The sequence below is a fragment of the Geomonas edaphica genome (assembly GCF_004917075.1).
Taxonomy (GTDB): domain Bacteria; phylum Desulfobacterota; class Desulfuromonadia; order Geobacterales; family Geobacteraceae; genus Geomonas; species Geomonas edaphica.
Map to the genome: position 1 here is coordinate 380,381 of NZ_SSYB01000005.1, position 22,889 is coordinate 403,269.

Annotated in this window: 19 protein-coding genes; 5 read left to right on the plus strand and 14 right to left on the minus strand. The window is 61.7% G+C overall.

Features of this window, described 5'->3' with window-relative positions; all coding sequences use genetic code 11:
- Window positions 1-81: 81 nt before the first annotated feature.
- Both thiS and E8K79_RS17485 read right to left on the minus strand, forming a co-directional pair.
- Window positions 82-291 (minus strand): sulfur carrier protein ThiS, encoded by a 210-nt coding sequence (gene thiS / locus E8K79_RS17480; RefSeq protein ID WP_136515838.1) that lies wholly within the window; start codon window positions 289-291, stop codon window positions 82-84.
- Window positions 292-472: 181 nt separating this feature from the next.
- Complete coding sequence (locus tag E8K79_RS17485; protein WP_136515839.1) at window positions 473-2,089, minus strand: sensor histidine kinase; 1,617 nt, start codon at window positions 2,087-2,089, stop codon at window positions 473-475.
- 327 nt (window positions 2,090-2,416) lie between these two features.
- On the opposite strand from E8K79_RS17485, the gene E8K79_RS17490 reads away from it, so the two are divergent.
- Window positions 2,417-3,199, plus strand: a complete 783-nt coding sequence (locus E8K79_RS17490) for an IclR family transcriptional regulator (protein WP_135868353.1) — start codon at window positions 2,417-2,419, stop codon at window positions 3,197-3,199.
- A gap of 71 nt (window positions 3,200-3,270) precedes the next feature.
- Here E8K79_RS17490 and coaE read toward each other — a convergent pair whose 3' ends face one another.
- Together coaE and E8K79_RS17500 are read right to left on the minus strand one after the other, a co-directional pair.
- A complete protein-coding gene (gene coaE / locus E8K79_RS17495) occupies window positions 3,271-3,885 on the minus strand; it encodes a dephospho-CoA kinase (RefSeq protein WP_136515840.1) in 615 nt (204 codons plus the stop codon).
- Window positions 3,886-3,896: 11 nt separating this feature from the next.
- Window positions 3,897-5,534, minus strand: coding sequence for a FapA family protein (locus E8K79_RS17500; protein ID WP_136515841.1), 1,638 nt, complete (start codon window positions 5,532-5,534; stop codon window positions 3,897-3,899).
- A gap of 379 nt (window positions 5,535-5,913) precedes the next feature.
- Here E8K79_RS17500 and E8K79_RS17505 point away from each other — a divergent pair, with 379 nt between their 5' ends.
- The 3 genes from E8K79_RS17505 (at window position 5,914) to E8K79_RS17515 (ending at window position 10,831) form a co-directional block, all read left to right on the plus strand.
- Window positions 5,914-7,926 carry an FAD-dependent oxidoreductase gene (locus E8K79_RS17505; RefSeq protein WP_135868350.1) on the plus strand — a complete coding sequence of 671 codons (2,013 nt, stop codon included), beginning with the start codon at window positions 5,914-5,916 and terminating at the stop codon, window positions 7,924-7,926.
- A 57-nt stretch (window positions 7,927-7,983) separates the two neighbouring features.
- Window positions 7,984-10,455, plus strand: a complete 2,472-nt coding sequence (locus tag E8K79_RS17510) for a molybdopterin-dependent oxidoreductase (RefSeq protein ID WP_136515842.1) — start codon at window positions 7,984-7,986, stop codon at window positions 10,453-10,455.
- 139 nt (window positions 10,456-10,594) lie between these two features.
- Window positions 10,595-10,831, plus strand: coding sequence for a hypothetical protein (locus E8K79_RS17515; RefSeq protein ID WP_129127204.1), 237 nt, complete (start codon window positions 10,595-10,597; stop codon window positions 10,829-10,831).
- 7 nt (window positions 10,832-10,838) lie between these two features.
- On the opposite strand, the gene E8K79_RS17520 is transcribed toward E8K79_RS17515, so the two are convergent.
- From E8K79_RS17520 to E8K79_RS17550, 7 genes are all read right to left on the minus strand, one after another.
- A complete protein-coding gene (locus tag E8K79_RS17520) occupies window positions 10,839-11,414 on the minus strand; it encodes a menaquinol oxidoreductase (RefSeq protein ID WP_246043865.1) in 576 nt (191 codons plus the stop codon).
- Window positions 11,415-11,424: 10 nt separating this feature from the next.
- Window positions 11,425-12,261 (minus strand): cytochrome C, encoded by an 837-nt coding sequence (locus E8K79_RS17525; protein WP_136515843.1) that lies wholly within the window; start codon window positions 12,259-12,261, stop codon window positions 11,425-11,427.
- Window positions 12,262-12,327: 66 nt separating this feature from the next.
- A complete protein-coding gene (locus E8K79_RS17530) occupies window positions 12,328-13,062 on the minus strand; it encodes a cytochrome b/b6 domain-containing protein (protein ID WP_136515844.1) in 735 nt (244 codons plus the stop codon).
- Entirely contained in the window at window positions 13,059-14,144 is a 1,086-nt protein-coding gene (locus tag E8K79_RS17535) for a cytochrome c3 family protein (protein ID WP_246043866.1), read from the minus strand. The genes E8K79_RS17530 and E8K79_RS17535 overlap by 4 nt, the downstream gene beginning before the upstream one ends.
- A 22-nt stretch (window positions 14,145-14,166) precedes the next feature.
- Window positions 14,167-14,820, minus strand: coding sequence for a DNA-binding transcriptional response regulator (locus E8K79_RS17540; protein WP_136515845.1), 654 nt, complete (start codon window positions 14,818-14,820; stop codon window positions 14,167-14,169).
- Window positions 14,821-14,852: 32 nt separating this feature from the next.
- A complete protein-coding gene (locus tag E8K79_RS17545; protein ID WP_135868345.1) occupies window positions 14,853-15,116 on the minus strand; it encodes a hypothetical protein in 264 nt (87 codons plus the stop codon).
- A gap of 50 nt (window positions 15,117-15,166) precedes the next feature.
- Window positions 15,167-15,412, minus strand: a complete 246-nt coding sequence (locus E8K79_RS17550; protein ID WP_136515846.1) for a hypothetical protein — start codon at window positions 15,410-15,412, stop codon at window positions 15,167-15,169.
- A gap of 494 nt (window positions 15,413-15,906) precedes the next feature.
- Here E8K79_RS17550 and E8K79_RS17555 point away from each other — a divergent pair, with 494 nt between their 5' ends.
- Window positions 15,907-17,334, plus strand: a complete 1,428-nt coding sequence (locus E8K79_RS17555) for a sigma-54-dependent transcriptional regulator (RefSeq protein WP_136515847.1) — start codon at window positions 15,907-15,909, stop codon at window positions 17,332-17,334.
- An 85-nt stretch (window positions 17,335-17,419) separates the two neighbouring features.
- On the opposite strand, the gene E8K79_RS17560 is transcribed toward E8K79_RS17555, so the two are convergent.
- The 3 genes from E8K79_RS17560 to E8K79_RS21720 all read right to left on the minus strand — a co-directional run bounded on the left by E8K79_RS17560 (window position 17,420) and on the right by E8K79_RS21720 (window position 22,865).
- A complete protein-coding gene (locus E8K79_RS17560; RefSeq protein ID WP_136515848.1) occupies window positions 17,420-18,415 on the minus strand; it encodes a cytochrome c3 family protein in 996 nt (331 codons plus the stop codon).
- 270 nt (window positions 18,416-18,685) lie between these two features.
- Complete coding sequence (locus E8K79_RS17565) at window positions 18,686-20,332, minus strand: aspartate:alanine exchanger family transporter (protein WP_136515849.1); 1,647 nt, start codon at window positions 20,330-20,332, stop codon at window positions 18,686-18,688.
- 52 nt (window positions 20,333-20,384) lie between these two features.
- Window positions 20,385-22,865, minus strand: a complete 2,481-nt coding sequence (locus tag E8K79_RS21720; protein ID WP_136515850.1) for a methyl-accepting chemotaxis protein — start codon at window positions 22,863-22,865, stop codon at window positions 20,385-20,387.
- Between the last annotated feature and the right edge of the window lie 24 nt (window positions 22,866-22,889).

Below are 22,889 nucleotides of genomic sequence, written 5' to 3' on the forward strand. Positions count from 1 at the left end.
CTCCAATCGGTGTGTCGCGTTGGTCGGCTCCGGTCGCTCGCCGCCAGGCTGAGCGCGGAGGAAAGAGTCCGTGTGGCTGGATCAGGCGCGCGCGGCCCCGCCGCCTACGAAGTGGACTATCTCCAGGGCGTCCCCGTCTTTCAGCTGCGTGGTCTCGTACTGCGCCTTCGGGAGGATCTCGAGGTTCAGCTCCACCGCAACCCGGCGCGGGTCGATGCCGAGGGATACCAGGTACTCCTTAATGGTAAGGGGGTTAATCGATACGGCTTCGCCGTTGGTGGTGATGTTCACTGCTGCTCCGTCTTTAAGCGTGGGGTTCGATGCTGCCGGTGCGGTCGGGGCAAAAAGCCGGGTTCGGGGATGCCCCGACCGTAAACTAGCAATACGGCCCCTCCCTGTCAATCGTTTTCTTCCGCGCAGTTGCGGCCGGAAGGGGGCGTTTTGCGGGGGATGTAGCGGATTTGTATACGGCTTAGGCCGGGGCGGAGGATTCGGCGCCAGCGTCATCGGGAGCCGGCAGGGAAGCGCTCGGCGCAGGGTGCAGCGGCAGCAGCACGGTGAAGGTGGTCCCCACCCCCTCCTGGCTCTCCACTTCGATCCTTCCCCCGTGCTCCTGGACGATGCCGTAAGAGACGGAGAGGCCGAGCCCGGTTCCCTTGCTCGACTTGGTGCTGAAGAAGGGGTCGAAGATCTTGTCCAGGTTCGCCTCCGGGATGCCGCAGCCGTTGTCGGTGATCTTCACGAAGGCGGTCGCCGTTTTCTGGTCGAGCCCGGTCACCACGATGAGCATCCCTTCTCCCATCATGGCGTGCCCCGCGTTGACGAACATGTTGACGAGGACCTGTTCGATCTGGTTCGAGTCGAGGTGCAGCGCGGGGAGTCTCCCCGCGTATTGCCGTACGATGGTGACGTCCTGGAACAGGATCTGGTGCCGGACCAGCTCGAGCGCCGCGTCGGATATCTCGTTCAGGGAGCAGGGGGCCTTCTGCGGCGGCGCGCAGCGGGCGAACTCGAGGAGCCCCTTCACGATCTCGGCGCAGCGCTTGGTCTCCCGCAGGACCGTCTCGATGTCGCGCTTGAGTGCGGGGTCGAGGGTCGGCGCGCTCTGGATCAGGGAGGAGAACACCATGATCCCGGTGAGCGGGTTGTTGATCTCGTGCGCGATCCCCGCCACCAGCTCCCCCAACGAGGCGAGCTTTTCCGAGCGGATCAGCTGTGCCTGCATGCGGGTCACCTCGAGGGTGCGCTGCTGCACCATCTGCTCCAGGTCGCGCCCCCACCCCTCGAGCTCCTCACGCGCCTTCTTCAGGTTGAGCGTCATCGCGTTGAAGGAGTCGGCGAGCTCGCCAAGTTCGTCGTTGGCGAAGCTCGGGACCGAGCCGTCCAGCTCCCCCCGGGAGAGCATGTGGGTGTGTTTTAGGAGCTCGCGCACCGGACGGTTCACCAGCTTCTGGGTGAAGAAGGTGAGGCTGATCGAGGTGAGGGTGATGAGGAGCAGGGTGAGGAACAGCATGCGGTCGCGGTAGGCGACGATAAGGGAGTGCATCCGGTCAAGGGGCACCACCACGTCGAGCACCCCGAGGACCTTGAGCTTTTCGGGGTGGAAGTGGCAGCTTGCCGTGTAGCAGCTCTCCTCGTTGTAGATGGCGTTGGTGATGCCCAGGAACTCCTCGCCGGAAGGGGCGAAGAAGCGGCGGCTGCGGTGCATGGAGGAAGCGGTGAGCAAAAGCTGCGGTCCGCCGTGGCAAACGCCGCAGACCTCCGAGTACTTGCTGAGCACGGTGCCGATCTCGGCGTCGTCGGTGGAAAAGATAATGCGGCCGGTCTTGTTGATGAGGCGGATCCTCTCCACCCCCTGCTGAGCGCCCAGTTCCTGTATCGTCTTGTAGAACAGCGGCCGGTCATCCCTTAGCATCTGGTTGTGCGTGGTCCGGATGATGGTTTCGGAGACGCGATCCGCTTCGGCGATGGCCTCCTGCAGCAAGAGGCCCTTAAGACTTCTCAGATTAAGATAGGCGAAGAGGGCGATGGTGCAAAGGAGCACGAGGCCGGAAGCGAGAGCAAGCTTGGAAATGAGGTTGAGGCGCACGTTCGCCCTCCGCCGGCGTGACGGCGTCCAGGGGGGCGCCGGGTAGTCAAGATGCCAGTACGACGTTAGTTTTTTGGGGCTTGACTTCTTTAGAACATAATTCTATATTTTGGCTACAAACTATCTCTGAGGGGCGCATTTTCCCCTATATGACGGGACTGCTTGTTTTAACCCAGCGTCATACCATCCATGATGCGCGGTTTGGGATACGGCGAGTTTAAACACATTAAAAGGGTTTATCAAGCGATTAATTTTCTTGACACGGCTGGTCAAATGGCCTAGTTACTATTGTTTGAAATTTTTTTGACATAAGAATAGGTGCAGCCAATGGCGAAAAAAGAGAAATCAGAATACATCATCCAGGCCGTCTCGCATGCCCTTGATCTCCTGGAGCAGTTTCACGACGAGGTGGACGAGCTGGGGGTGACCGAGCTCTCCAAACGGCTGAAACTCCACAAAAACAACGTTTTCAGACTCCTGGCGACCCTTGAGTCTAGGAACTATATAGAGCAGAACAGGGTAACGGAGAACTACCGGCTGGGGCTGAAGACGCTCGAACTCGGGCAGACCTTCATCAAGCAGATGGGGCTTTTGCGCCAGTCCCGCCCGGTGCTCGAGGCGCTGGTGAAGGAGTGCAACGAGACCACCTACGTCGCCATCCTGAAAGAGTTCCACATCGTCTACCTCGACGTGGTCGAGACCGACCTGACGGTCCGTGTCGTCCCGCGCGTCGGCGCCCGTCTCCCGGCCTACTGCACCGCGGCCGGCAAGGTCCAGATCGCCTACATGGCCGACGAGGAGCTTGAGAATTACCTACCGACCAAGGAGATGAAGCGCTACACCCAGAAGACGGTCACCGACCGCGAGGAGCTCAAGAAGCACCTGAAGGTGATTGCCGACCAGGGGTATGCCATCGACGACGAGGAGATGGATGTCGGGGTCAAGTGCGTGGGCGCACCGATCCGCGACTACACCCGCCGTATCATCGGCGCGGTCAGCATCTCCGGTCCCTCGATGCGCTTCACCGACGAGCGCATGGAGAAGGAGCTCATCCCGCTTGTGATCAAGGCCGGTGAGGAGATCTCCCACAAGCTCGGCTACCACAAGTAGTCGCACCGTATCCCGAACGAAAAAAAGGCCCCGTCACCATGGGGCCTTTTTCATTTCAGGGCGCCGGAGCCCTAGCGGCGCTCCGCTTCCCGATGTGCTATCTCTTCTTCCCAGAGCCTGAGCACCTGGGCCTCCAATTCTTTCCTGCTCCCACAGTTGTCGATGACGATCCTGCCGAGTCTCTTCTTCTCATCCATGGGCATCTGCGACGCAATGCGTGCGAGTGCCGCCTCGCGGGAAAGGCCGTCCCGCGCCATTAGCCGCTCCAGCTGGGTCTCACGGTCGAGGTATACCACCCAGACCTCGTGCACTCGGGAGGTGATCCCAGCCTCTATGAGAAGCGGGGCGACGTAGAACGCGGTCCCCGTTCCCGCCTCCCTGAGCCTTTGCAGCTTCTCCTCGGCGAGCCCTCTTATCGCGGGGTGGGTGATCCCCTCCAGAATGCGGCGGGCTGCAGGGTCTGCGAACACCACCGCCCCCAGCTCGGCCCGGTTCAGGCTGCCGTCCGGGTTCAGGACCTTTGCGCCAAAGGCGTCGACGATGCGGGCTAGCCCTTGCGTCCCCGGTTCCACCACTTCCCGCGCCAGTTGGTCCGCGTCGATCACCGGCACCCCCAGTTTTTCGAAGAGACGGGCGACGGTGGTCTTGCCAGAGGCGATCCCCCCGGTGAGTCCTATGATACGCATGCTGCTCCTTTTCAGTAGGTGATCCCTTCCTCCCCGAGGGTGAAGGTCGGGGAGGTGAGGTCCTCTTCGATCTGGGTGACGCTCGAGCCGATCCTGATCTGCGCGCCGAGGAAGGCATCCCGCTCCACCTCCACACGCGCCTGTGCGTTGATCTCCATCCGTTTCTGCAAACGCTTTTTTTCGCCGGTCAGCTCGGCGATCTCCCCCTGGTACTTCGTATAGATCCGCTGTTTCAGATTGAAAAGCCCCGGTTCCATGCTCCCCGGATTTTCCTGGACGTAGGCTATCGTCTTCGTCAGTTCATCCATCTGGCGCTGTTTTTCCGCCAGGGTTTCCTGCACCATTTCCAGTTTGCGGTTGAGGGCCGGGTCGACGCCGACCTCTATCACGGTAGGCACTCCCGCGTGCGAACCGATTACCACGGCGTGGACGAGGGTGGCTGCGCGGCAAAGCCCGCCGATGATGTGTCCCTTGCGCCCCCCACGCTCGCCGACCAGGATGCTTCCGCCGGAGGTGAGATCGCTCTGCATAGCGAGCTCGCCGATGGTGATGTCGCCGCCGGCGGTGATGGCGGCGTTCTCGGCGAACTGCACCGTCACCGCCCCCCCCGCCTCGAGCTGGGCCATTTCCTGCCTGCTGACCATCCTCCCCTGAACGGCATGGCCGTGCCCGATGACCCCGCCAAGCACCACGATGTCCCCGCCGGCCTTGAGTCTTGCCGCTTCGACGAGCCCCCCCACCGTGATGTTTTCCGTGGCGGCAACCTCCATCCCGTCGCAGACGTCGCCGGAGATCTCCAGGGACCCCTTGAAGTGGAGATTTCCCGTGGAGAGATCGACGCGTTTCAGCTTGAAAACCGGGTCCACGATGACCCCGCGCGGCACGATGAGCGGGTATCCGGAGATCGCCGCGACGAGGAGGTCGCCGTCTTCAAGGTCGCAGGCGATGCCGGTCAGGTTTTCGGCGAAGGGGATATCGACGCCGTCGGTGGCGGGAAGGTCCACCCCCAGCAGGTTCACCCCGGGTATCCCCTGGGTGGGGCGCGTTCTCCGCATCAGGGGATCGCCCAGGCCAACACTGACGATGTCCCCCAGGTTGCGGTAATCCGCCGTCTCGTTCTCTGAGAACTGCGGTATCTGCGCGGCCATCTCCGGAATGAGGCTGATGAACTGGCTGTCTTCGCCGGGGGCGGGCGGGGTTCCCTGGGCGATCACGAGCCGGGATGCCTTGCCGGCCGCCAGGGCTTCCCTGATCTCGTCGTAGAGGATGCCGCAGACCACCCCGAGCCGCGCCAGTTCCTTCTCGACCTCTTCTAGAGTGACGGTGCGGCCGCCGCAGGCGGGCTGTATAGTCATCGTCGTCGTCATGGCGTCGTCGGAAAGCTGGACCGCAAGCGTCGCGTCGCGCCTCTCGCCTATGCGCTGCGTGAAGCCAAGCGGTGTCACGGCGCATTTCTGCAGCAGCTGTTCTAGCGCCTCGGGAGGGACGAAGAGCTCCCCGAAGCCGAGCTCTAAGAGCGCCTCCTGCAGCTGGCCTACCTCGAGGGTGCGACGCTGGACGAGCGGGGTGAACTGCGCCTGGAGCGACTGCCCGTCCGGGGTGAGCTGGAGGGCCAGGCCGGTGCCGTCGAGCAAATGGTTCTTCTCCATGAACGCCTCCCGAAGACGCCCAGTGGGTATTCATGGGCGCTTTGCCATTATTATCGGCGCCGCCCGGCAAAAGTTGAGTCTTCTTGATGCGGCGTCCGGCAGCGCGGGGTGCCGGACGCGGACGGGGCGATGTTAGGGGGGAACGGAGATAAAAACAACCATTAATTGCAGCCATGCATGCGCGCACCCTCTGGGGGTGGGGCACCGCTTTGTATACGACGTACAGCGGCGATAATCCGAATGATTTTTCGCTTGATTAGAGCTGAGTGATGTGGTAAAAACTGGATACTGTATACAATGTGACCGGCAAAATTTACTTAATAAATGTAAATATTTAGCCGATAAAGCGGCAGATTTTACAGCTATTTCGGAGGCCTAAGTGGCAGAGGTGGTTTTTTCCAGCTGGGGCAGAAACATAGTTGACAACCGCAAGGGTGGCGAGAAGAAGGACCTGTCCTTCAAGCTGCCTGCCACCTACGATGGCGAGCGCCCCCTTTCGGCTTTCATCGGGTGGGACGGGATCATCCTGTACAACAAGGATGTCGACATTCCGGCCATGGTAACCGAGTACATGAAGCGGGTGCAGACGAAGTACGTCTGCGGCAAGTGCACCCCTGGTAAGAAGGGCACCCGCGTCATCATGGACGCCCTCGCCGGCATCCTCGAGGGGCGCGGCAGCGAAGAGGACCTCGACACCATCCTCGACGTCGGGAGCGTGCTCGCCCATTGCAAGTGCACCCTCTGCCCGAGTTCGTCGGTGCCGGTCATCGACGCGGTCACCCACTTCCGCGACGCCTTCATCAACTACATCCGCGGCGCGAAGAGCCTCTCCTCCGAATTCCGTTACATCGAGAAGTACACCGCCCCCTGCATGGACAAGTGCCCGGCCCACATCGACATCCCGACCTACATCGAAGCGGTGAAGGACTACCGCTTCGGCGAATCGCTCTCCACGATCCGCGAATCGATGCCGCTGCCTTCGGTCTGCGGGCGCGTCTGTCCGCACCCGTGCGAGACCGCCTGCCGCAGGAAAAACGTCGACGAGCCGATCAACATCATGGTCCTCAAACGCAGCGCCTCCGACTACGAATGGCAGCATGGCCATCTCCCCCCCATGGTGCCGGCGGAGAAGAAGTCCAAGAAGATCGCCGTCGTGGGCGCCGGCCCTGCCGGTCTCGCCGCCGCCTACTATCTCGCGCTTGAAGGGTACCCGGTCACTATCTACGAGGCACTCCCGCTCGGTGGGGGGATGGTCGCCGTCGGCATCCCGCCGTACCGGCAGCCGCGTCACCTTTTGCAGCGCGACATCGATATCATCGCGAGCCTCGGCGTCGAGATCGTCTACAACACGCGGGTAGGCAAGGACGTCACCCTCGATGAGCTGAGGCAGAAGTTCGACGCCGTTTTCCTGGCGCCGGGCGCGCACCGCTCGAAGCCGATGGGGGTCGAGGGCGAGGACAAGGGTTACAAAGGCTTCTTGACCGGCGGTATCGACTTCCTGAGAAACGTCTACCTGGGCCTTCCCACCGGGATGGGCAAGAAGGTCTTCGTGGTCGGCGGCGGCAACACCGCCATCGACTGCGTCAGGGTGGCGCTGCGCGAAGGTGCCGAGGAGTCGGTGCTCGTCTACCGCCGCTCCCGTAAAGAGATGCCGGCGGACGTCTGGGAGGTCGACGGGGCGGACGAGGAAGGGGTGCGTTTCGAGTTCCAGGTGCTCCCGACCAAGGTCATCGCCAACGAACAGAACGAGGTCACCGGCGTCGAGCTGATCAGGATGGCGCTAGGCGAGCCGGACGCCTCGGGCCGTCGCCGTCCCGAGCCGGTTCCCGGTTCCGAGTTCGTCATCGAGTGCGACACCATCATCCCGGCCATCGGCCAGGATGCCGACCTCTCCTTCATCCCGGCCGACGCGGGGATCGACACCACCAAGTGGAGCACCATCGTCACCCAATACGTTCCGCTCAAGGGGCACGACGGCAAGGACCTCAAAGACGGCATGGGGAACATGCTTTCCAGGACCCTCATCACCGACTGCGGCGGCGTCTTCGCCGGGGGCGACGCCGAGATCGGCCCGCTCACCGTCGTGGCCTGCATCGGCTCCGGTCACCGCGCCGCCAAGGTGATCCAGCGCTACCTCGAAGGTAAAGGGGTAGAACTCACCGACGACGAGAGGATGGAGGATATCCTTACCTACTTCGGCGTCTACGACAAGAACGAGGACGTGCAGTGGCTCGATTCGGCTTCCCGTGCGCACCAGAAGGAGGTGCACGGGGCGCAGAGGGCGAGCTACAAGAACTACTGCGAGGTGGAACTCGGCTACGCCAACAGCCAGGCGGTGCGGGAGGCCGAAAGGTGCCTGCGCTGCTACCGAGTCGCCATGGTGGCCGTCTAGGCGACACGCCGGCCCCGACCTAGTTGAATTCATTACACCGAATACTGAGGTTTTTATATGGTCAGCTTAACCATTGATGGCAAGAGCGTGCAGGTCGAAGAAGGTACCACCATACTGGAGGCCGCGGCCACGGTCGGGATCAGGATCCCGACCCTTTGCTGGCTGAAGAAGGTCTCCCCCACCGGCGCCTGCCGCGTCTGCGCGGTAGAGGTGGCCGGGGTGGAGCGTACCATGACCGCCTGCAACACGCCGGTCAAGGAGGGGATCCAGGTCACCACGGACACGCCGGCCCTCAGGGAGGCGCGGCGCAAGATCATGGAGCTCATGCTGGTGAACCACCCGCTGGACTGCCCGGTCTGCGACGCAGGCGGCGAGTGCGACCTGCAGGACTCCTGCTACGCGCTGAACGCGACCAAGCAGGACTACTCGGCGATCCTGGAGCGCCGCCTGATCCGCTACGACTGGCCCCTCATCGAAAGCGACCCCAACCGCTGCATTCTCTGTGAGAAGTGCGTCAAGGTGGACCACGAGATCGTCGGGTGCGACGCGATCAAGGTGGCGAACAAGGGGGAGGACGCCATCATCGACACCGTCGACGGCAAACCGCTTAACTGCGAGTTCTGCGGCAACTGCGTCGCGGCCTGCCCGACCGGCGCCCTCATCTCCAGGCCGTTCAAGTTCAAGGGGCGCCCCTGGACCTTCAACCGGATCCCGAGCGTCTGCGCCTTCTGCGGTACCGGCTGCCAGATCGAGTATCACGCGAAGGAGGGGCGCGTCGAGCGGGTGACCAGCGAGGACGACGGCTACAACAACGGCAACCTCTGCATCAACGGCCGCTTCGGCTACCGCTACCTCGATTCCGACCAGAGACTTTCCGAGCCGATGCTGAGAAACGATGCAGGGGCCCTCGGCAAGACCGACTGGAACACCGCCCTAAACACCGTGGCGGCGAAGCTTAAGGAGATCGTGGCGCGCGAAGGGGGCAAGGCGGTGGCCGGCCTCGGCTCCCCGAGGGTGACCAACGAGGAGAGCTTCCTCTTCCAGAAGATCTTCCGCGAGGCGCTCGGAAGCGGCAACGTCGATTCGGAAGCGGGGCTTGGCTTCGCCCAGGCGCAGGCCCAGATGCAGAGACGTTTCGGTTTCACCGGCGCGAGCAAGCAGCTCGACGCGCTCGATGAGGCCCAGGCCATCCTGGTCTTTGGCTGCGACCTGAACGCCGAAGCGACCAACGCCGAGTACCGCGTTATCAAGGCGGCAACGAAGAAGGATGCGCGCCTGGTCCTCGTGAACATGCGCGACGTCAAGCTGAAGAAGTTCTCCAACGTGCACCTGAAGAACGCACCCGGTGCCGAGCTGCAGGTGATCTACGCCCTGATGAAGGGTCTCATCGCGGCAGGTGTCGCCGTCCCCGCCGGGGCCGAGAGCGTCAAGGAAGGGCTCGCCCAGCTTTCCATGGCCGAGCTCTGCGAGCAGGCCGGTATCACCGAGGCGGCCGTCGAGAACGCGGTGCAGCAGCTGGCCGGGATGAGCCGCGTGGCCATCGTCTTCGGCGCCGATCTGATCAGGAGCGCCGATGCGTCCGTCAAGATCGCAGCACTTGCCGACCTCGCCGTGCTCACCGGGGCCCCCGACGCGCAAGGGGGGGGCATCTTCCCGATCGACGCGAAGAACAACAGCGTAGGCCTCCTCGACATGGGGGTGGTCCCCGGGGCGGACGGCAAGGATATCTGGGGCATCGTCGAGGGGATCGAGGCTGGGAACATCAAGGCGCTCTACCTCATGGGGTGCGACCTGGCTGGCTTCCCGGACAACCAGCGCATCAGGAAGGCCCTCGCGAAACTTGAGCTCCTGGTGGTGCAGGACGTCTTCGAGGGGGACTCCCTCCAGTACGCCCACGCAGTGCTTCCGGCCGGTGCCGCTGCCGAGAAGAGCGGCTCGTTCACCTCGCTGGACAACAGGGTGCAGGCCATCTTCAAGGCGGTCGACGCCCCCGGCCATGCCAGGGAAGACTGGGCCATCCTGGCCGACCTCTGGAGCCGTCTCACCTCCAGCAACCAGCACATCACCCCGGCAAGCGTCATGGCCGAAATCAAGACCAAGGTCAAGGCGTACGAGGCGTTTGACGGTTCCCGTGACGGCGTGACAAAGGGTGCTACCGCTGCCAGGGGCGATGCGCCGCTCGCGCCGATCGCCAAACCGGCAAACGCCGCCAAGGCGCGGTTCCAGCTCCTGGTCGGACCGGTCGGTTACCACAACGGTACCTCCACCACACGCTCCTCTGCGAACCTCGAGGTCTGCCCGACCGGGTTCGTTGAGCTGCATCCCTCCGATGCCGCTTCTCTGGGCGTCGCGGAAGGAGCGAGCGTCAAACTCTCCTCCGGTAACGGTGCCATGACCGCCCAGGCGCGCATCAGCGACAAGGTGCAGCCCGGCCTGCTCTTCGCCCCGTCGCACTTCAAAGAGCTGAACGCGAACGCCCTTCTCAAGGGGAACTGCAACCTCGTCGAAGTGAAAGTGGAAAAGGGATAGGAAGGATGCCGCGCACGGCATGAAAAACGAAAAGGCCCCCGAAGCAAGCGCTCGGGGGCCTTTTTTTGTGGCGGTCCCGGACGTGTGATGATAATCTGCCGGTCCAACTGCAGCGAGATCACTGTGGAGGTGGCAACCGATGGAAGACAAGCTGACGCAGATCGCCGCGATGGCGGGGAAAAACGACAAGATCGCTGACAAGCTGGAGCAGATGCTCTCCGGCCCCAACGACCGTGCCTACGTGGTCTGCAGCTACGAAGACTGCAAGCTCCACCTCAAGGGGCGCTGCACCATCTACACGGTGCTGGACGTGCCGCGCATGAAGACGGGTCAGCCCTGCAACAGCTACGAGAAGCACCAGGCGGCTGAGAACTGATGGGGGATCAGCTGTAGAGGGAGTCTTCTTCCTCGGGGGGCATCCTGCCGTTTCGTTCCAGAAAGTCCAGTTGCTCCTGTTTCCTTCCGAGCTGGTCGCTGCAGAAAGTCCAGATCCGGTAGCTTTCCAGGCAGAGGACGGTGAAACCGGCGCCGAAAACGGCCCAGTAGTTGTCGGCGAGCGCGTCGGCCACGTAGTAGAAAAGGTAGAACCCGAGCGCGTAGCCGACATGACAGAAGCTGCTTTTGTGGTACACACCGGCCATCATGCGCGACAGGCTCAGGATGATGGCGGAAAAGGTGTAAAGCACCAGCACCATGCTGATCATGAACGGGGTGGGGGGCGTCCCCATGGCCGCCACGAGCTGCTGCGGAGTGGGGAGGAAGGTGAAGCCCCGCCACGCAACGGTACTGGTGACTATGAAGAGCGACAGCGCGAAGAGCCCGCGGTTTGAGAAGCGCCGCAGCCGCGCCATGTCATCCACGAGCCCCTGCCGCAGCACGCTTTTCGCGTCCCGAGCGGCGCTACCCGTCGCCATCTTGTCTTTACCCGCCGCTTCCATGGAGCACCCGTCCGCTTTCATGACTGGCCTGCTACCGGTTCGGATCTGCATTCGGGGAAGGATTCACCCGGTTCGGTTCGACTTTGTCCAGCCTTTTCCTGATACAGTAGAAAGACTGTGCGATCCTGTCAAGCTCATAGGGGAGTTTTGGCGGGTGCAGCGCAGTACCTCCCTCCTCGTTTCTTTCCGCAAAATCCTGCAGCTTCCTCATAGGCACAAGCACGATCATCTTAAGCAGTGCGATCACACCCGCCATTGTCAGTACCAGCGTCAGTATCGAGAAGATGATCATCTGCAGGCGGATTGAAGCCAGCGAGGCAAGAGTAGCTTCCTGCGAAAGGCCGATATCCAGGGTCCCCAGCACCTTCTGGTCGGCCGGGTGGAAGTGGCAGGCGGCGTTGGCGCATTCTGGGTCATTGTAGATCGGCGCGGTTATCGCTATCACGTCGGCGCCGAGGTTGTTCTTGAAGCTGCGGGCCTTCTGCATGCTGCCGAGCGTTGTGATCGGCTGCGCTTTTTCGTGGCAGATGACGCACCCTTCCGCTTTCTTGTCGAGCTGGCGGTTCACTTCTTCCGGATGCGACGAGACCACCACGGTCCCTTTCTTGTTGAAGATACGCACGTGCTGTACGCCCTTTTGCTCGCTTATGTTCCTGATGATCGCCCGATTGAGCTCGCGGTCCGATTTGAGCATGGCATGTCGCGTGGACTTCAGCACGATTCCCGCCAGGTTGTTCGCGTGTTCCACCGAGTCCCGCAGCACCACGTTCTTGATCGCCGCGTACAGGAGCACGAAGCAGACCACGAGGAAACCGGTTACCACGATCCCGACCGGGACCAAAGCCCTCCCTGCGATTCGCTCGAACATTGTGCACCTCCGTTTTCACGTATCCCCGGCGACGCGGTTTACTCCGGCGCCGGGGTGGCTGCTGCCTCAGCTATGCTGGTTGTCAGGTATGTGCTGCATGCACTCCGGATAATGCCGCACGGGACGGTACCCCCTTGGTGCGCCCTGCTGCTCTTCGGCCACCTCGTGGTGCTCCTCCACTTCCTCCCAACCGAAGATCATCGGCTTCAGGTAGGAAAGCGGGGTGGCGCCGAGGGTCGCCAGGTACACGTGGGTGCAGAGGAAGGCCACGAGGGAGCAGGCAAGGAGAAAGTGCAGCGCGACGATGAACTTGATCCCTCCGGTCATGAGCACCAGCACCCTGAGCGGGGTGACGTTCATGAGCAGCAGCCCGCTGAAGATGACGAACGGCTCCAGCATGAACATGACCACCAGGTACGCCGCCTTCTGCATCGGGTTGAACTTCACCTTGGGTGTCGCGTGGAAGGGGCTCGGGCGCCCGAGGAAGTACCAGAAGCAGTAGTAAAGAAGCTGTCTTACTATGCCGTGCTTGATGTCTTCCTGGTTCGGGATGTAGATGTCGTCCAGGTTGCTCTTCACCGTCGCGTAGTAGAAGAACCAGATCAGAAAGGAGAACGATACGATCAAGCCGGCGGTGTTATGGACCCAGATTGCGGTCTGGTAGCTCCCGAGAAAACTGAGCGTTTCGGGGAAGCGGATCTGGGTGCCCGTTACTGCGAGCGTGATGATGCCGAAGGCGTTCAGCCAGTGCCAGACCCTGATCGGGATGGGCTGCAGGTATATTTTCGTTTTCTCGCTCATGACTCATGCTCCTTTTTTTCTCTGTTTTTGCGGGTAAGGAAGCGGAGGAAGCCATGCCCGACAGGCATGATCAGGCCGCCGCAGATGATGGCGAGGCCGATGCGGTTCAGGTTCTGGTTTTTCGTCGATCCCATGAGGTAGAAGTCAGGGGTGCCGTACAGGGCGTCGAAAATGGCCCCCTTCTCTACCGCCACCCGCTGGTAGGTGCCGTCCCTGCCCGGGAAGGTGAGGTAGCTCGTCTGCATGACCGTGGAGCCGGAGGTGTGGCAGAAAGAGCAGTTGCGGCGGTTGTCGAGGATCTCGAAGTTATGTGTGACCGTTTCCGGGGTCATCATCCCCTGCAGGTGCAGGTTCTTGTGCGCCGGGTCGTTGTTGAAATTGCGCAGTTCCTGGATGGAGATGTAGTTGTCGTGGTTCTTGTCGACCAAGGCGACGATCTCCGCGCCCCCGGCGAGACTTTTCAGCTCGTCGTAGCTTGCCATCTCCTGTTTTCCGAAGCGCGAGCCGTTTTGTCCTTTAACGATGTACATGCTGATGTAGTAGCTCTTCGCGCCGGTATGGCAGGTGATGCACGGCAGCATCCTGATGTGGAGGTCCGCCTGGGGCAGCCACTGCCCGTGCGTCGCGGTCATCTTTAAGACGTCATGGCAGCTGGAACACATGGTGTTGATCTCTTGGCCGGAGATCTCCGCGGGAGACTTCACCTTGTGCGGGTTGTGGCAGCCGGCACATCTGGTCTTGCCGGCATGGATGCTGGAGCCGTACTGTTGGGCAATCTCCGAATGACACTCGGCGCACTCGGCCCTGGCTGGCACTCCACCTTGCGGATGGGCCGCCGGCACGGAGTCGTGGCACGACGGGCAGCCTATCTTGGCGTGCGTGGTCCGCGTGTAGCGCGTGGGATCGATGAGCATCTTCTCGCTTACGGCGGCGGGGTTCGCGTGGCAGGAAAGGCAGGTGCCGCTTTTCCCCTCGGTGCCGCCGAAGGAAAAGCCTTCCGCCCTGCAGACGGCCGCGCTTGCCAAGATGAGCAGTGCCATCAGGAAAAGGGGTATCCGGTTCTGGTTCGTGTGACGGTTCACGTTGGCCTCCTTTTTACGGCAGTTATCTCTTGGACAATTCGTTAACCGCGGTCTGTGCCACCCTCTGCGTCAGCCGGATGCGGAAAATCGGCAGGAGCTGAGTGGTGATGATGACGGCGCAGAAACCGAGGAATAGGTAGGTCAGCCCTGCAGTGGCAAATCCGGCACCCTGAATGGCAAGGGTGAGGGCCGCGCCGATGACCACGGCCAGAAGCGTCATGAGGCAGGCGACGTGCCTGGCGGGTGTCGCAAGCCTGGCGCGTTCCCGGCCGATAACGCCTTTGCGGCCGTTTTCGCTGTTCTTTCTGAAGGCACATGCTACCGCCGCCTCGAGTTCCTCGGTGTCGCACGGATCGGCAGGTTTCAGGGCGCAGTAGAAAATCCCCTCGTTATGGACGCGGCGGGCAAGCGCGGCGGGGACGTCGTCGCATACCAGAATCACCTGGAGGTTCGGATTGCCCCGTTTGAGCAGGTGGAGCAGGTCAGCCGATGCGATATGGGGATCGAACTCCCCGTCCAGCAGCAGTACGCCACCCTGCATCTCGAAGACCCCCTGCAACAACTCGGCGGCTGAATCCATGGTTGTCACCGAGTACCCCAAGGCTCTGAAACTGCCCGCCATCCGGTCGCGCCGCGCTGCGTCGTGTTCTGCTACTATGACTCTGAGCTCTTTCATGGCCCACCTCGACTGGCCTTAGCCAGCACCGATTACTTGGTATCGGTTTCTACGGGAACGCGGGATTTTTTGCTGACCAGGGAGTAGACCCCCTTGAGCATGGCACCAAGAAGCATGAGCCCCGGGATCACCTGGACCACGATCACCGCACCGAGGAAGAGGAAGAACACCTTGGACATGCTCCCTTCCTTACCGGATAGATCGACGACGCCGGAGATCATGGCGGCACCGGCCAGGACCAGACCGATGATGGAGCAGGTGACGATTTTCGCTTTTTGATTGGCTAGCTTTTTCATGGCATCCTCCTTGGTTTGGGGAATTGTGCTTGTTGGCGGTTCAGGGTGCTCTAGCCGATTCTGGCGCGGCGGCTCTTCGCGGCCGGTTCCCGTTTGGCGTGGGTGCCGAAAAGCCCCTTGATGAGGCCTATGAAGAGCGCTGCGCCGGGGAAGAGTTGAAAAATGAACACGGTGGCCGCGAAAGTAATGAAGAAGGTGGCAGCGAAACCGTTCCAGGCGGGAGCCGAATCCTGGGCTGCAAGGGCCTGGGGTACGGAGGCGAGCAGGGCTACGATCAAGGTGGCGAGCGCTTTCATGATTTCCTCCCTGTCGCGGGCAGATAGTCATGCCCGGATCTTGCTTTCCTATTAGCATCGACCATGCCACTTTTTATAAAGTTGTAACTCATTGAAATTATAGGATAAAAATAGTGGGTGCGTTCGGCGTGGGAAGAACGCCTTCACGAATCTGTATAACTCTTTAATACAGCCCCCTGTCGCGAGAAGAAGCGCAAACCCCCTGTCGCTAAAGGCAGGTGACGCAATTTCAACAGGTTATCCGTGTCCGGCACGGTGTATAAAGGCGGGATACACTCTACGAGTTACCGTGCGGCTTTACTGTCTCGAGCTTTTTGCTTCTTTATCTGCGCGTGCATGGAAGGTTGCAGTGAGGAAGTTGCCGTTTACAATGCTTGCTGTTGACACGATGATGTTTGTGGGCTATTGAATAGCAGCACATGAATGACATCTTTTGTTTCCGTCAACCGGCGTGGTGATCGAGCCTGTAACCTTGAATGAGGTATGGTGAGCCTATGAACATCCTGGTTGTAGATGATGAGGCTGTAATTCGGGAGGGGCTTTCACGGATTCTGGAGGGGAGCGGTTACCAGGTGGAAACCGCCAAGAGCGGTATCGTAGCCATCCCGTTGCTGCAAAAGCAGGAATTCGATCTCATCATCACCGATCTCAAGATGCCGGGCATGAGCGGTTTCGAGGTGCTGGACACGGTGAAGACGCTGCAGCCTGGAGTTCCGGTCATCATGATCACCGGGTTCGCCACGGTGGAGACCGCCGTCGAGGCGATGCGCCGGGGCACCGTCGATTACCTCGTAAAGCCGTTCGCTCCGGACCAGATTCTCGAAAAAGTTAAGCTCGCCCTGGAACAGCGCAAGCTCCCCCCCGAAGACCTCTTCCTCAAGAACGAATTGCAGTGCCACCAGGGCTTCGACCTCTTCGTTGGGCAGAGCCCGGAGATGCAGAAGGTTTACCGGCGCATCCTGCAGGTCGCACCCACGGCGAGCACGGTCCTCGTCTACGGTGAAAGCGGCACCGGTAAGGAGCTCGCGGCGCGCGCCATTCACAACAATAGTCCCCGCAGGGACCGTCCCTTCGTGGCCGTCGATTGCACGGCACTCGCGGAAACCCTTCTGGAGAGCGAGCTTTTCGGCCACGTACGCGGCGCCTTCACCGGCGCGGTGCAGACAAAAACCGGCCTCTTCAAGGTAGCCGACGGTGGCACCCTTTTTCTCGACGAGGTGTCCAACATCAGCCTTTCCACGCAGGCGAAGCTTTTGCGCGTACTGCAGGAGCGGAAGGTAACCCCGATCGGGGGGACTCAGCCCGTCCCCTTCGACGTACACCTGGTCGCCGCGAGCAACAAAAACCTGAAGACCATGGTCGCCGAGGGGACCTTCCGCGAGGACCTCTTCTTCCGTCTGAACATCATCCCGCTGGACCTCCCCCCCCTGCGTGAACGCAAGGGGGACGTCCCGCTTCTCGCGCGGCACTACCTCGAAAAATTCGTGGGCGAGATGGGGAAGGACATCCGAGGCATCTCCCAGGAGGCGATGCAGTTTCTCGAGCGCTACCCGTTCCCGGGGAACGTGCGTGAGTTGGTGAACTGCATCGAGCGGGCCGTCGTACTCACCCCGGGGGAACTGGTCCAGTTGGAAGACCTGGAACTTGGCGACACGGTTGCTTCCGGTAGGGATGATACGGAGGGGGACGACGAGTTCGGCGGGTTGGTGCCGCAAAACGTAGAAGACCTGAAGGAGATGAAGCGACAGATCCGCGACAAGTCGGTGGAGGGCGTGGAAAAGGCCTTCGTGATCAACGCGCTCAAGAAGACCCAGGGGAACATCTCGCGGGCCGCCGAGGAGACCGGAATGCTGCGCCCGAACTTCCAGACCATGCTGAAGCGGCTCGGGATCTCGGTGAAGGATTACTTCGGCAAGACGTAACCTTTGCGCTCGCCGCATGAAAAAAAACGCGGGCCGCCGCTTCTTCGTGAAGCGACGGCCCGCGTTGCGTTTTAAGGCCCTTCTCTCAGCCGCGGACGTGGCAGGAGTCACAGTTGCCGTTGACCGTGAAGGCGCCCTTGCCGTCGTGGCATGCCCCGCACGACCTGGCCTTCTTCATCTCGGACATCGAGACCGGCTTGTTGCCGCTTCTGGTCGGGAAGGTGCGCGGATGGCAGTCCTGGCATTTGTACATCTGCAGGTGTGAGGTATGGCTGAATTTTACGTTGCCGGCCTTGGCCACCTTGAAGTTGATCTCCCGAACCGGATGGCATTTTTCGCACTTGGCCAAGGCAAAGGCCTCTTTCGCGTTGTGGCAGGCGCCACAGGATTTCCCCTTCTGCATGGCCGCCATGGAGACCGGCTTGTGATTAGGGGAGAGCGAGTAGATGGCGGAGTGGCACTTGCCGCAGCTGTAGAGTCCGGCGTGTTTGCCGTGGTCGAAGACGGTAGGGCCGGTCTGCTTGACCTTGAAGACCACCTGCTTGGGCGAGGGGTGGCAGGCCTCGCACCGGTCGATGCTGAAGGCTTTGCTGCCGTTGTGGCAAGCCCCGCACGATTTCCCCTTCTTCATCTCCGCCATGGTTGTCGGCGGGTTGTGGCCGGTGGTAAAAATGGCGTCATGGCAGGCGGTGCACTGCATGCTCTTCAGGTGATTGGCGTGGCTGAAGTGCACGGGTCCGGTCTGCTTGATCTTATAGGTGATGTTTTTCACCTTGTGGCATCCGGTGCATCGTGCGACGGCGAAGGCGCGCTTGCCGTCGTGGCACTTGCCGCACGATTTTCCCTTCTCCATGTCCGCCATGGTGGCCTTGATTTTCGGGGCGTCCGGGTTCTCGTGGCAGGTTTTGCAGGTCGTTTTCCCCCCCTGGGCGTTTTTCGCCTTCAGATGGGCCGCGTGGCTGAAGACCACCTTGCCTGCCCCGTCAGTCTCGTACACTACGTTCTTCAGCTCCAGTGCCATCGCCCCGGATGCTGCCAGTGCCAATGCGGCCAACACGGCGAATGCGGATCTGCGTCCCATGGTCTGTCCCTCCCGGTTTGTGGATTGATGTACCGTACTGCCGTTTCTCGAGCAGATTGTTTTCAGAGGATCTTTTGCATTACGCGTGCCGGAATAGCCGTTCATGCGCTGGGATATGGTAACTCTTTGGAAAATGAAGGTTTTTGCCGGTGTCCGCACGGGTGGACGGCGCACCGCGGAGGGGACGCTGTATAACGACGCTATACACGCTGATGACATTCAGCTGCGGTCCGGGTAGCGGGTGGGGGAGGCGGGCCTGGCCCGCCGGTGTCAGTGGGGGCCGACCGTGGCAAGGATGATGTGCACCAGGATGATCTTCCCTATCGTGGCGAATGGAAAGACGCAGGCGTACCCCTGGTCGGAGAGGTCGTTGCCGGTCTGTTCCTTGATGTATCCGAGGCCCGGCGTGGAGGTGTGCATCCCCGCGACGATGCCGACGGCGAGCGTCATCGGAAGCTTCATGACCTTGTGCGCAATGAAGAGGCCAAGGAAGGCGGTGACCGCGGTGAGGCAGACCCCTGCGATGACGATGGCGCCGCCCCCACCCTCGGTCAGCGTGGTGAGCAGACTGTAGCCGGAGCGGGTGCCGATCCCGGCGAGAAAAAGTACTAGGCCAACCTGCTTCAGCGTCATGCTCGCGCTGTAGGGAAGGCTCCAGACCATCTTCCCGGTCCTGCCGAAGGTGCCGAGGAGGATGCCGACGATGAGGGGGCCGCCGGCGAAACCTAGTTGCATGCTCCCGCCCCCCGGGAAGGGGAAGGGGATGAGACCGAGGATGAGACCGATGACGAGGCCCAGGCTGAAGGTCATCACGTCCACCTCGCTTACCTTGCGATACGAGTTGCCGAAGAAGGCGGTCACCGCATCCATGTCGCTTTTGTGCGCAAGTACCCGGATCACGTCTCCCAATTCCAGCACCATCTCCCCGTCGGGAAGGATCTCGCTGTCGCCGCGGCGCACGAGCGTGATCACCTCACCGAAACGCTGGTCGTGGTGCAGCTCGCCTATGGTGCGCCCGATCGCCTGCGGGCTCGATACGAAGATGCGACGGTACTCGTACTCGGTGCGGTCCAGCCCGAGGCGCTCCTTGCTCCTACGTTCCCCGAGCACCGCCGCGAGCTTTTCGATCTCCTGCGGCAGGCCGGCCACCATGACCAGGTCTCCCGGCTGCAGCACGGTGGCGGGACCGGCGTAGAAGAACTCGCCGGAGCGCTTGACCCGGCTGAAGATCACCTCGCAGTTGTTCGACTCGTTCAGCCTCTGAACGGTCGTGTCCGGCGGCTTCACCGTCTGCACCTTGATGGTGCAGTGCACCAGCGACTTGCGGTCCTCGGGCTTGTGCAGGACCTGGTACTCGGCCTGGTAGTCCACCTTCCAGAGCTTCTGGCAGACGTTTATCGTCAGCATGAGGCCGATGACGCCGATGGGGTAGGCGACCGAGAAACCAACTACGGGCTCGGCCAAAAGCTGCTCGAGGAGGTTCTCCGGCGCGGTCTGACGGATCGATTCGAGCGCGCCACCGAGCGCCGGGGAAGCTGTGAGGCTGCCGCAGAAAATCCCGGCGGCGATCCCCGGCTTCAGCTCCAGGTAGCGCTGCAGTGCTATGCATACCGCCGCCGACACGCAGAGCACGCCGCCGGCGACGGCGTTGTTCATGACGCCGTTTCTGCGGAAGGTCGAGACGAAGGAAGGACCGGCCGAGAGCCCGACGGTGTAGACGAAGAGCGCCTGCCCCATGATGTACACGATGGCGGGAGCCTTCATGTCGGGGTGGAGCATACCAAAGCCAAGCCCCACGAAGAGGACGGCGCCGACACCCAAGGTGATGCCGTAGCACTTGATGCGCCCGAGCGGGTACCCAAGCGCAGCCACCATGAGCAGAAGCATCAACGGGTTCTCGAGGAGAATCTTGATCATGATCGCACCTCATCTCGCTGCCATGGCCGGGCGTCGTGCGCCCAGCGATCTGCTAGCTCAGCTTGAACTGCCCGACCAGTTTCTGCTGTTCCTCGGCGAGCCGTGACAGAAGCGCCGCGGACGCCGCCGACTCTTGGGCGTTCTTCGCGGTGTCCTGCACCACCTCGTTTATGTTCTGGATGTTGTTGCTTATCTCCACCGTGGTCGCGGTCTGCTCTTCAGCTGCGGTGGCGATCTGGTTCACCTGGACGGTGACGGAGCCGATCTGCTGGAGGATCTCCTCCAGTGCGGCACCCGATTTTGCCGCCTCGACGGTGCCCGCCTCGACCCGGGTGACGCCGGATTGCATAGCGCCGATCGCACCTCTCGTCTGCTGCTGCACGGCCTTGATCATCTCACCGATCTCGCGTGTCGCACTTGAAGTCCGCTGCGCCAGGGCGCGCACTTCGTCCGCGACGACGGCGAAGCCGCGTCCCTGCTCTCCGGCGCGTGCCGCCTCGATGGCGGCGTTCAACGCCAGGAGGTTTGTCTGGTCGGCGATGTCGTTGATGGTGTTGACGATGGCGCCGATCTGCTCCGATTTCTTGCCGAGGTCGCCCACCGTCACCGCTGAGGCACGGACCTGTTCGGCGATTTGGTTCATCCCCTGGACCGTTTCCTTCACCACGTCGGCGCCCGCCTCCGCGGCGTTGTTGGCCTGCTTCGATCCCTCGGCGGCCTGCGTGCAGCTAAGGGCGATCTCGTTGGAGGTCGCCGCCATCTCCTCGCTGGCTGTGGCCACCGTGGCTGCCTGTCCTGCGACCTGGGCCGCGCCGGCGGCCATCTGCTCGGCGGCGCAGGAGAGCTCCGTTGAGGCCGAGGCGACCTGGGCCGTGTTCTGCGAAACCCGCGAGAGCACCTCGTGCAGGTTCACGACGATGTTGTTGATGCTGTCGCAGATGTCGCCGATCTCGTCGCGCGAGCCGGCCTGGATGCGCCTGGTCAGGTTGCCGGCGGCGATCTCCGCGGTCACGAGCTTCGCGTGGGCGAGCGGCCTCGTGATGGAGGCGATGATGCGCAGGCTGATCACGAAGGAGATGAGGATCACGGCCGCCGAGACCGCAATCATGACGTAGGAGAGCAGGGTGGCGTTGTCAACCGCGCGGCGCACGCCGGTCAGGATCTGCTGCTGGTTCTCGCCGATGCTCTTTACCTGCTCCTCGCTTCTTTGCGCCTGTTCGCGCGAGATTCCCTGCGCCGATTCCAGCGCCTTCTGCATGGCGAGGTTGCTGCGCATCACCCCGAGCTTGGTCGACTCTATCTTCCGGATCGAGGCGCCTGCTTTGCGGATGATGCCGGAGACGTCGGTGATGTTCCGCGCGAGGTCCTTCTGCCCGGAGTCGAGCAGGAGTTTTCTAGCCGCGGCAATGTTCGCCTCGATCCGCTTCTGTGATTGGGCGAGCTGTCCCGACAGCTTGCCTACCTCGGCCTCTGTGCCGCTCAGCATGATCTGGCGCACCCCGGCGTTCAGCTCCTTCACGTCCACGCTGATGTTGCTGCCGGCCTCCATGACGCCGTTGGCGGCGTTCTGAAAGCCTAGCGACGACACCACCTTGTTGCGGTCCTTAACGATCTGCAGTTCGAGGGTGTCGATGGTGTTGAAGATCTTCTTGCTGTTTTCCTCGAGCGGCTTCATGATCTCACGCGCCTTGGTCGCGTATTGCTCCGCGTCAGCCTTCTCCGGGTTGTTCAGCATCTCCTGCCTGAGGGCCAGAAGACCCCCTTCCTCGGCGCCGATCCGGTTCAGGATCTCGGTTGCCACCCCCTTCACCTCCTTGATGGCCGGGTTGTCCCCTGGATCCACCTCGATGTTGCGGGTGAGCTCGACGGTGTTCTTCAGCCTCTCCTTTAGGGGGGCGATCTTGAACTTGCTCTTCACCAGTTCGAGGTCCGCCATGAAGATGTTGATATCCTTCAGCCGGCTTTGCAGGGTGAGGAGTTTCTTGATGGAGCTGTTCACCTGGAGGTTTGCTGCCTGGGAGGAGTTGATGTTGGAGAGGGCGCTGTTTCCCATCTGGCTGATCTGCCGGCGCATGGCGCTGACACTCCCCTCGGCTTTCATGAGTTCCGCGTTGACCGAAGCGATCTCACTCTTGAAAAGGGACATGTCGCTGAGCCTTTGTGAGGCGACCTGCACCACGGTCTTTTCGATGTCGCGCAGCACCGCTGTGTCGACGCCGCTGGAGGAGGCGCCCCCCTTGACGATATCGTCGTTCAGGGTCTCCATCCTCTTGATGCGCGTCGTTATCGACTCGGAGAGGCGTGTTACCTCGGCAGGTTCGGTCGTCATCTCGAGACGCATGAAATCGGCGGAGACCTTTTCCACCGTCTGCTGCAGCTCCAGCATCTTAAGGTGCAACGGCGTCGACTTTCCCGTCAGGATCTCGATGCTCGACTTCACCTTCGCTATGGAGAAAAGACCGATCCCGGCCAGTACCGAGATCCCCACGATTGTCAGCGCGATGTTGCCCCAGAGCTTGCTTTTGACGGTCATTGCCACGCCCCCGGAAATAAGATG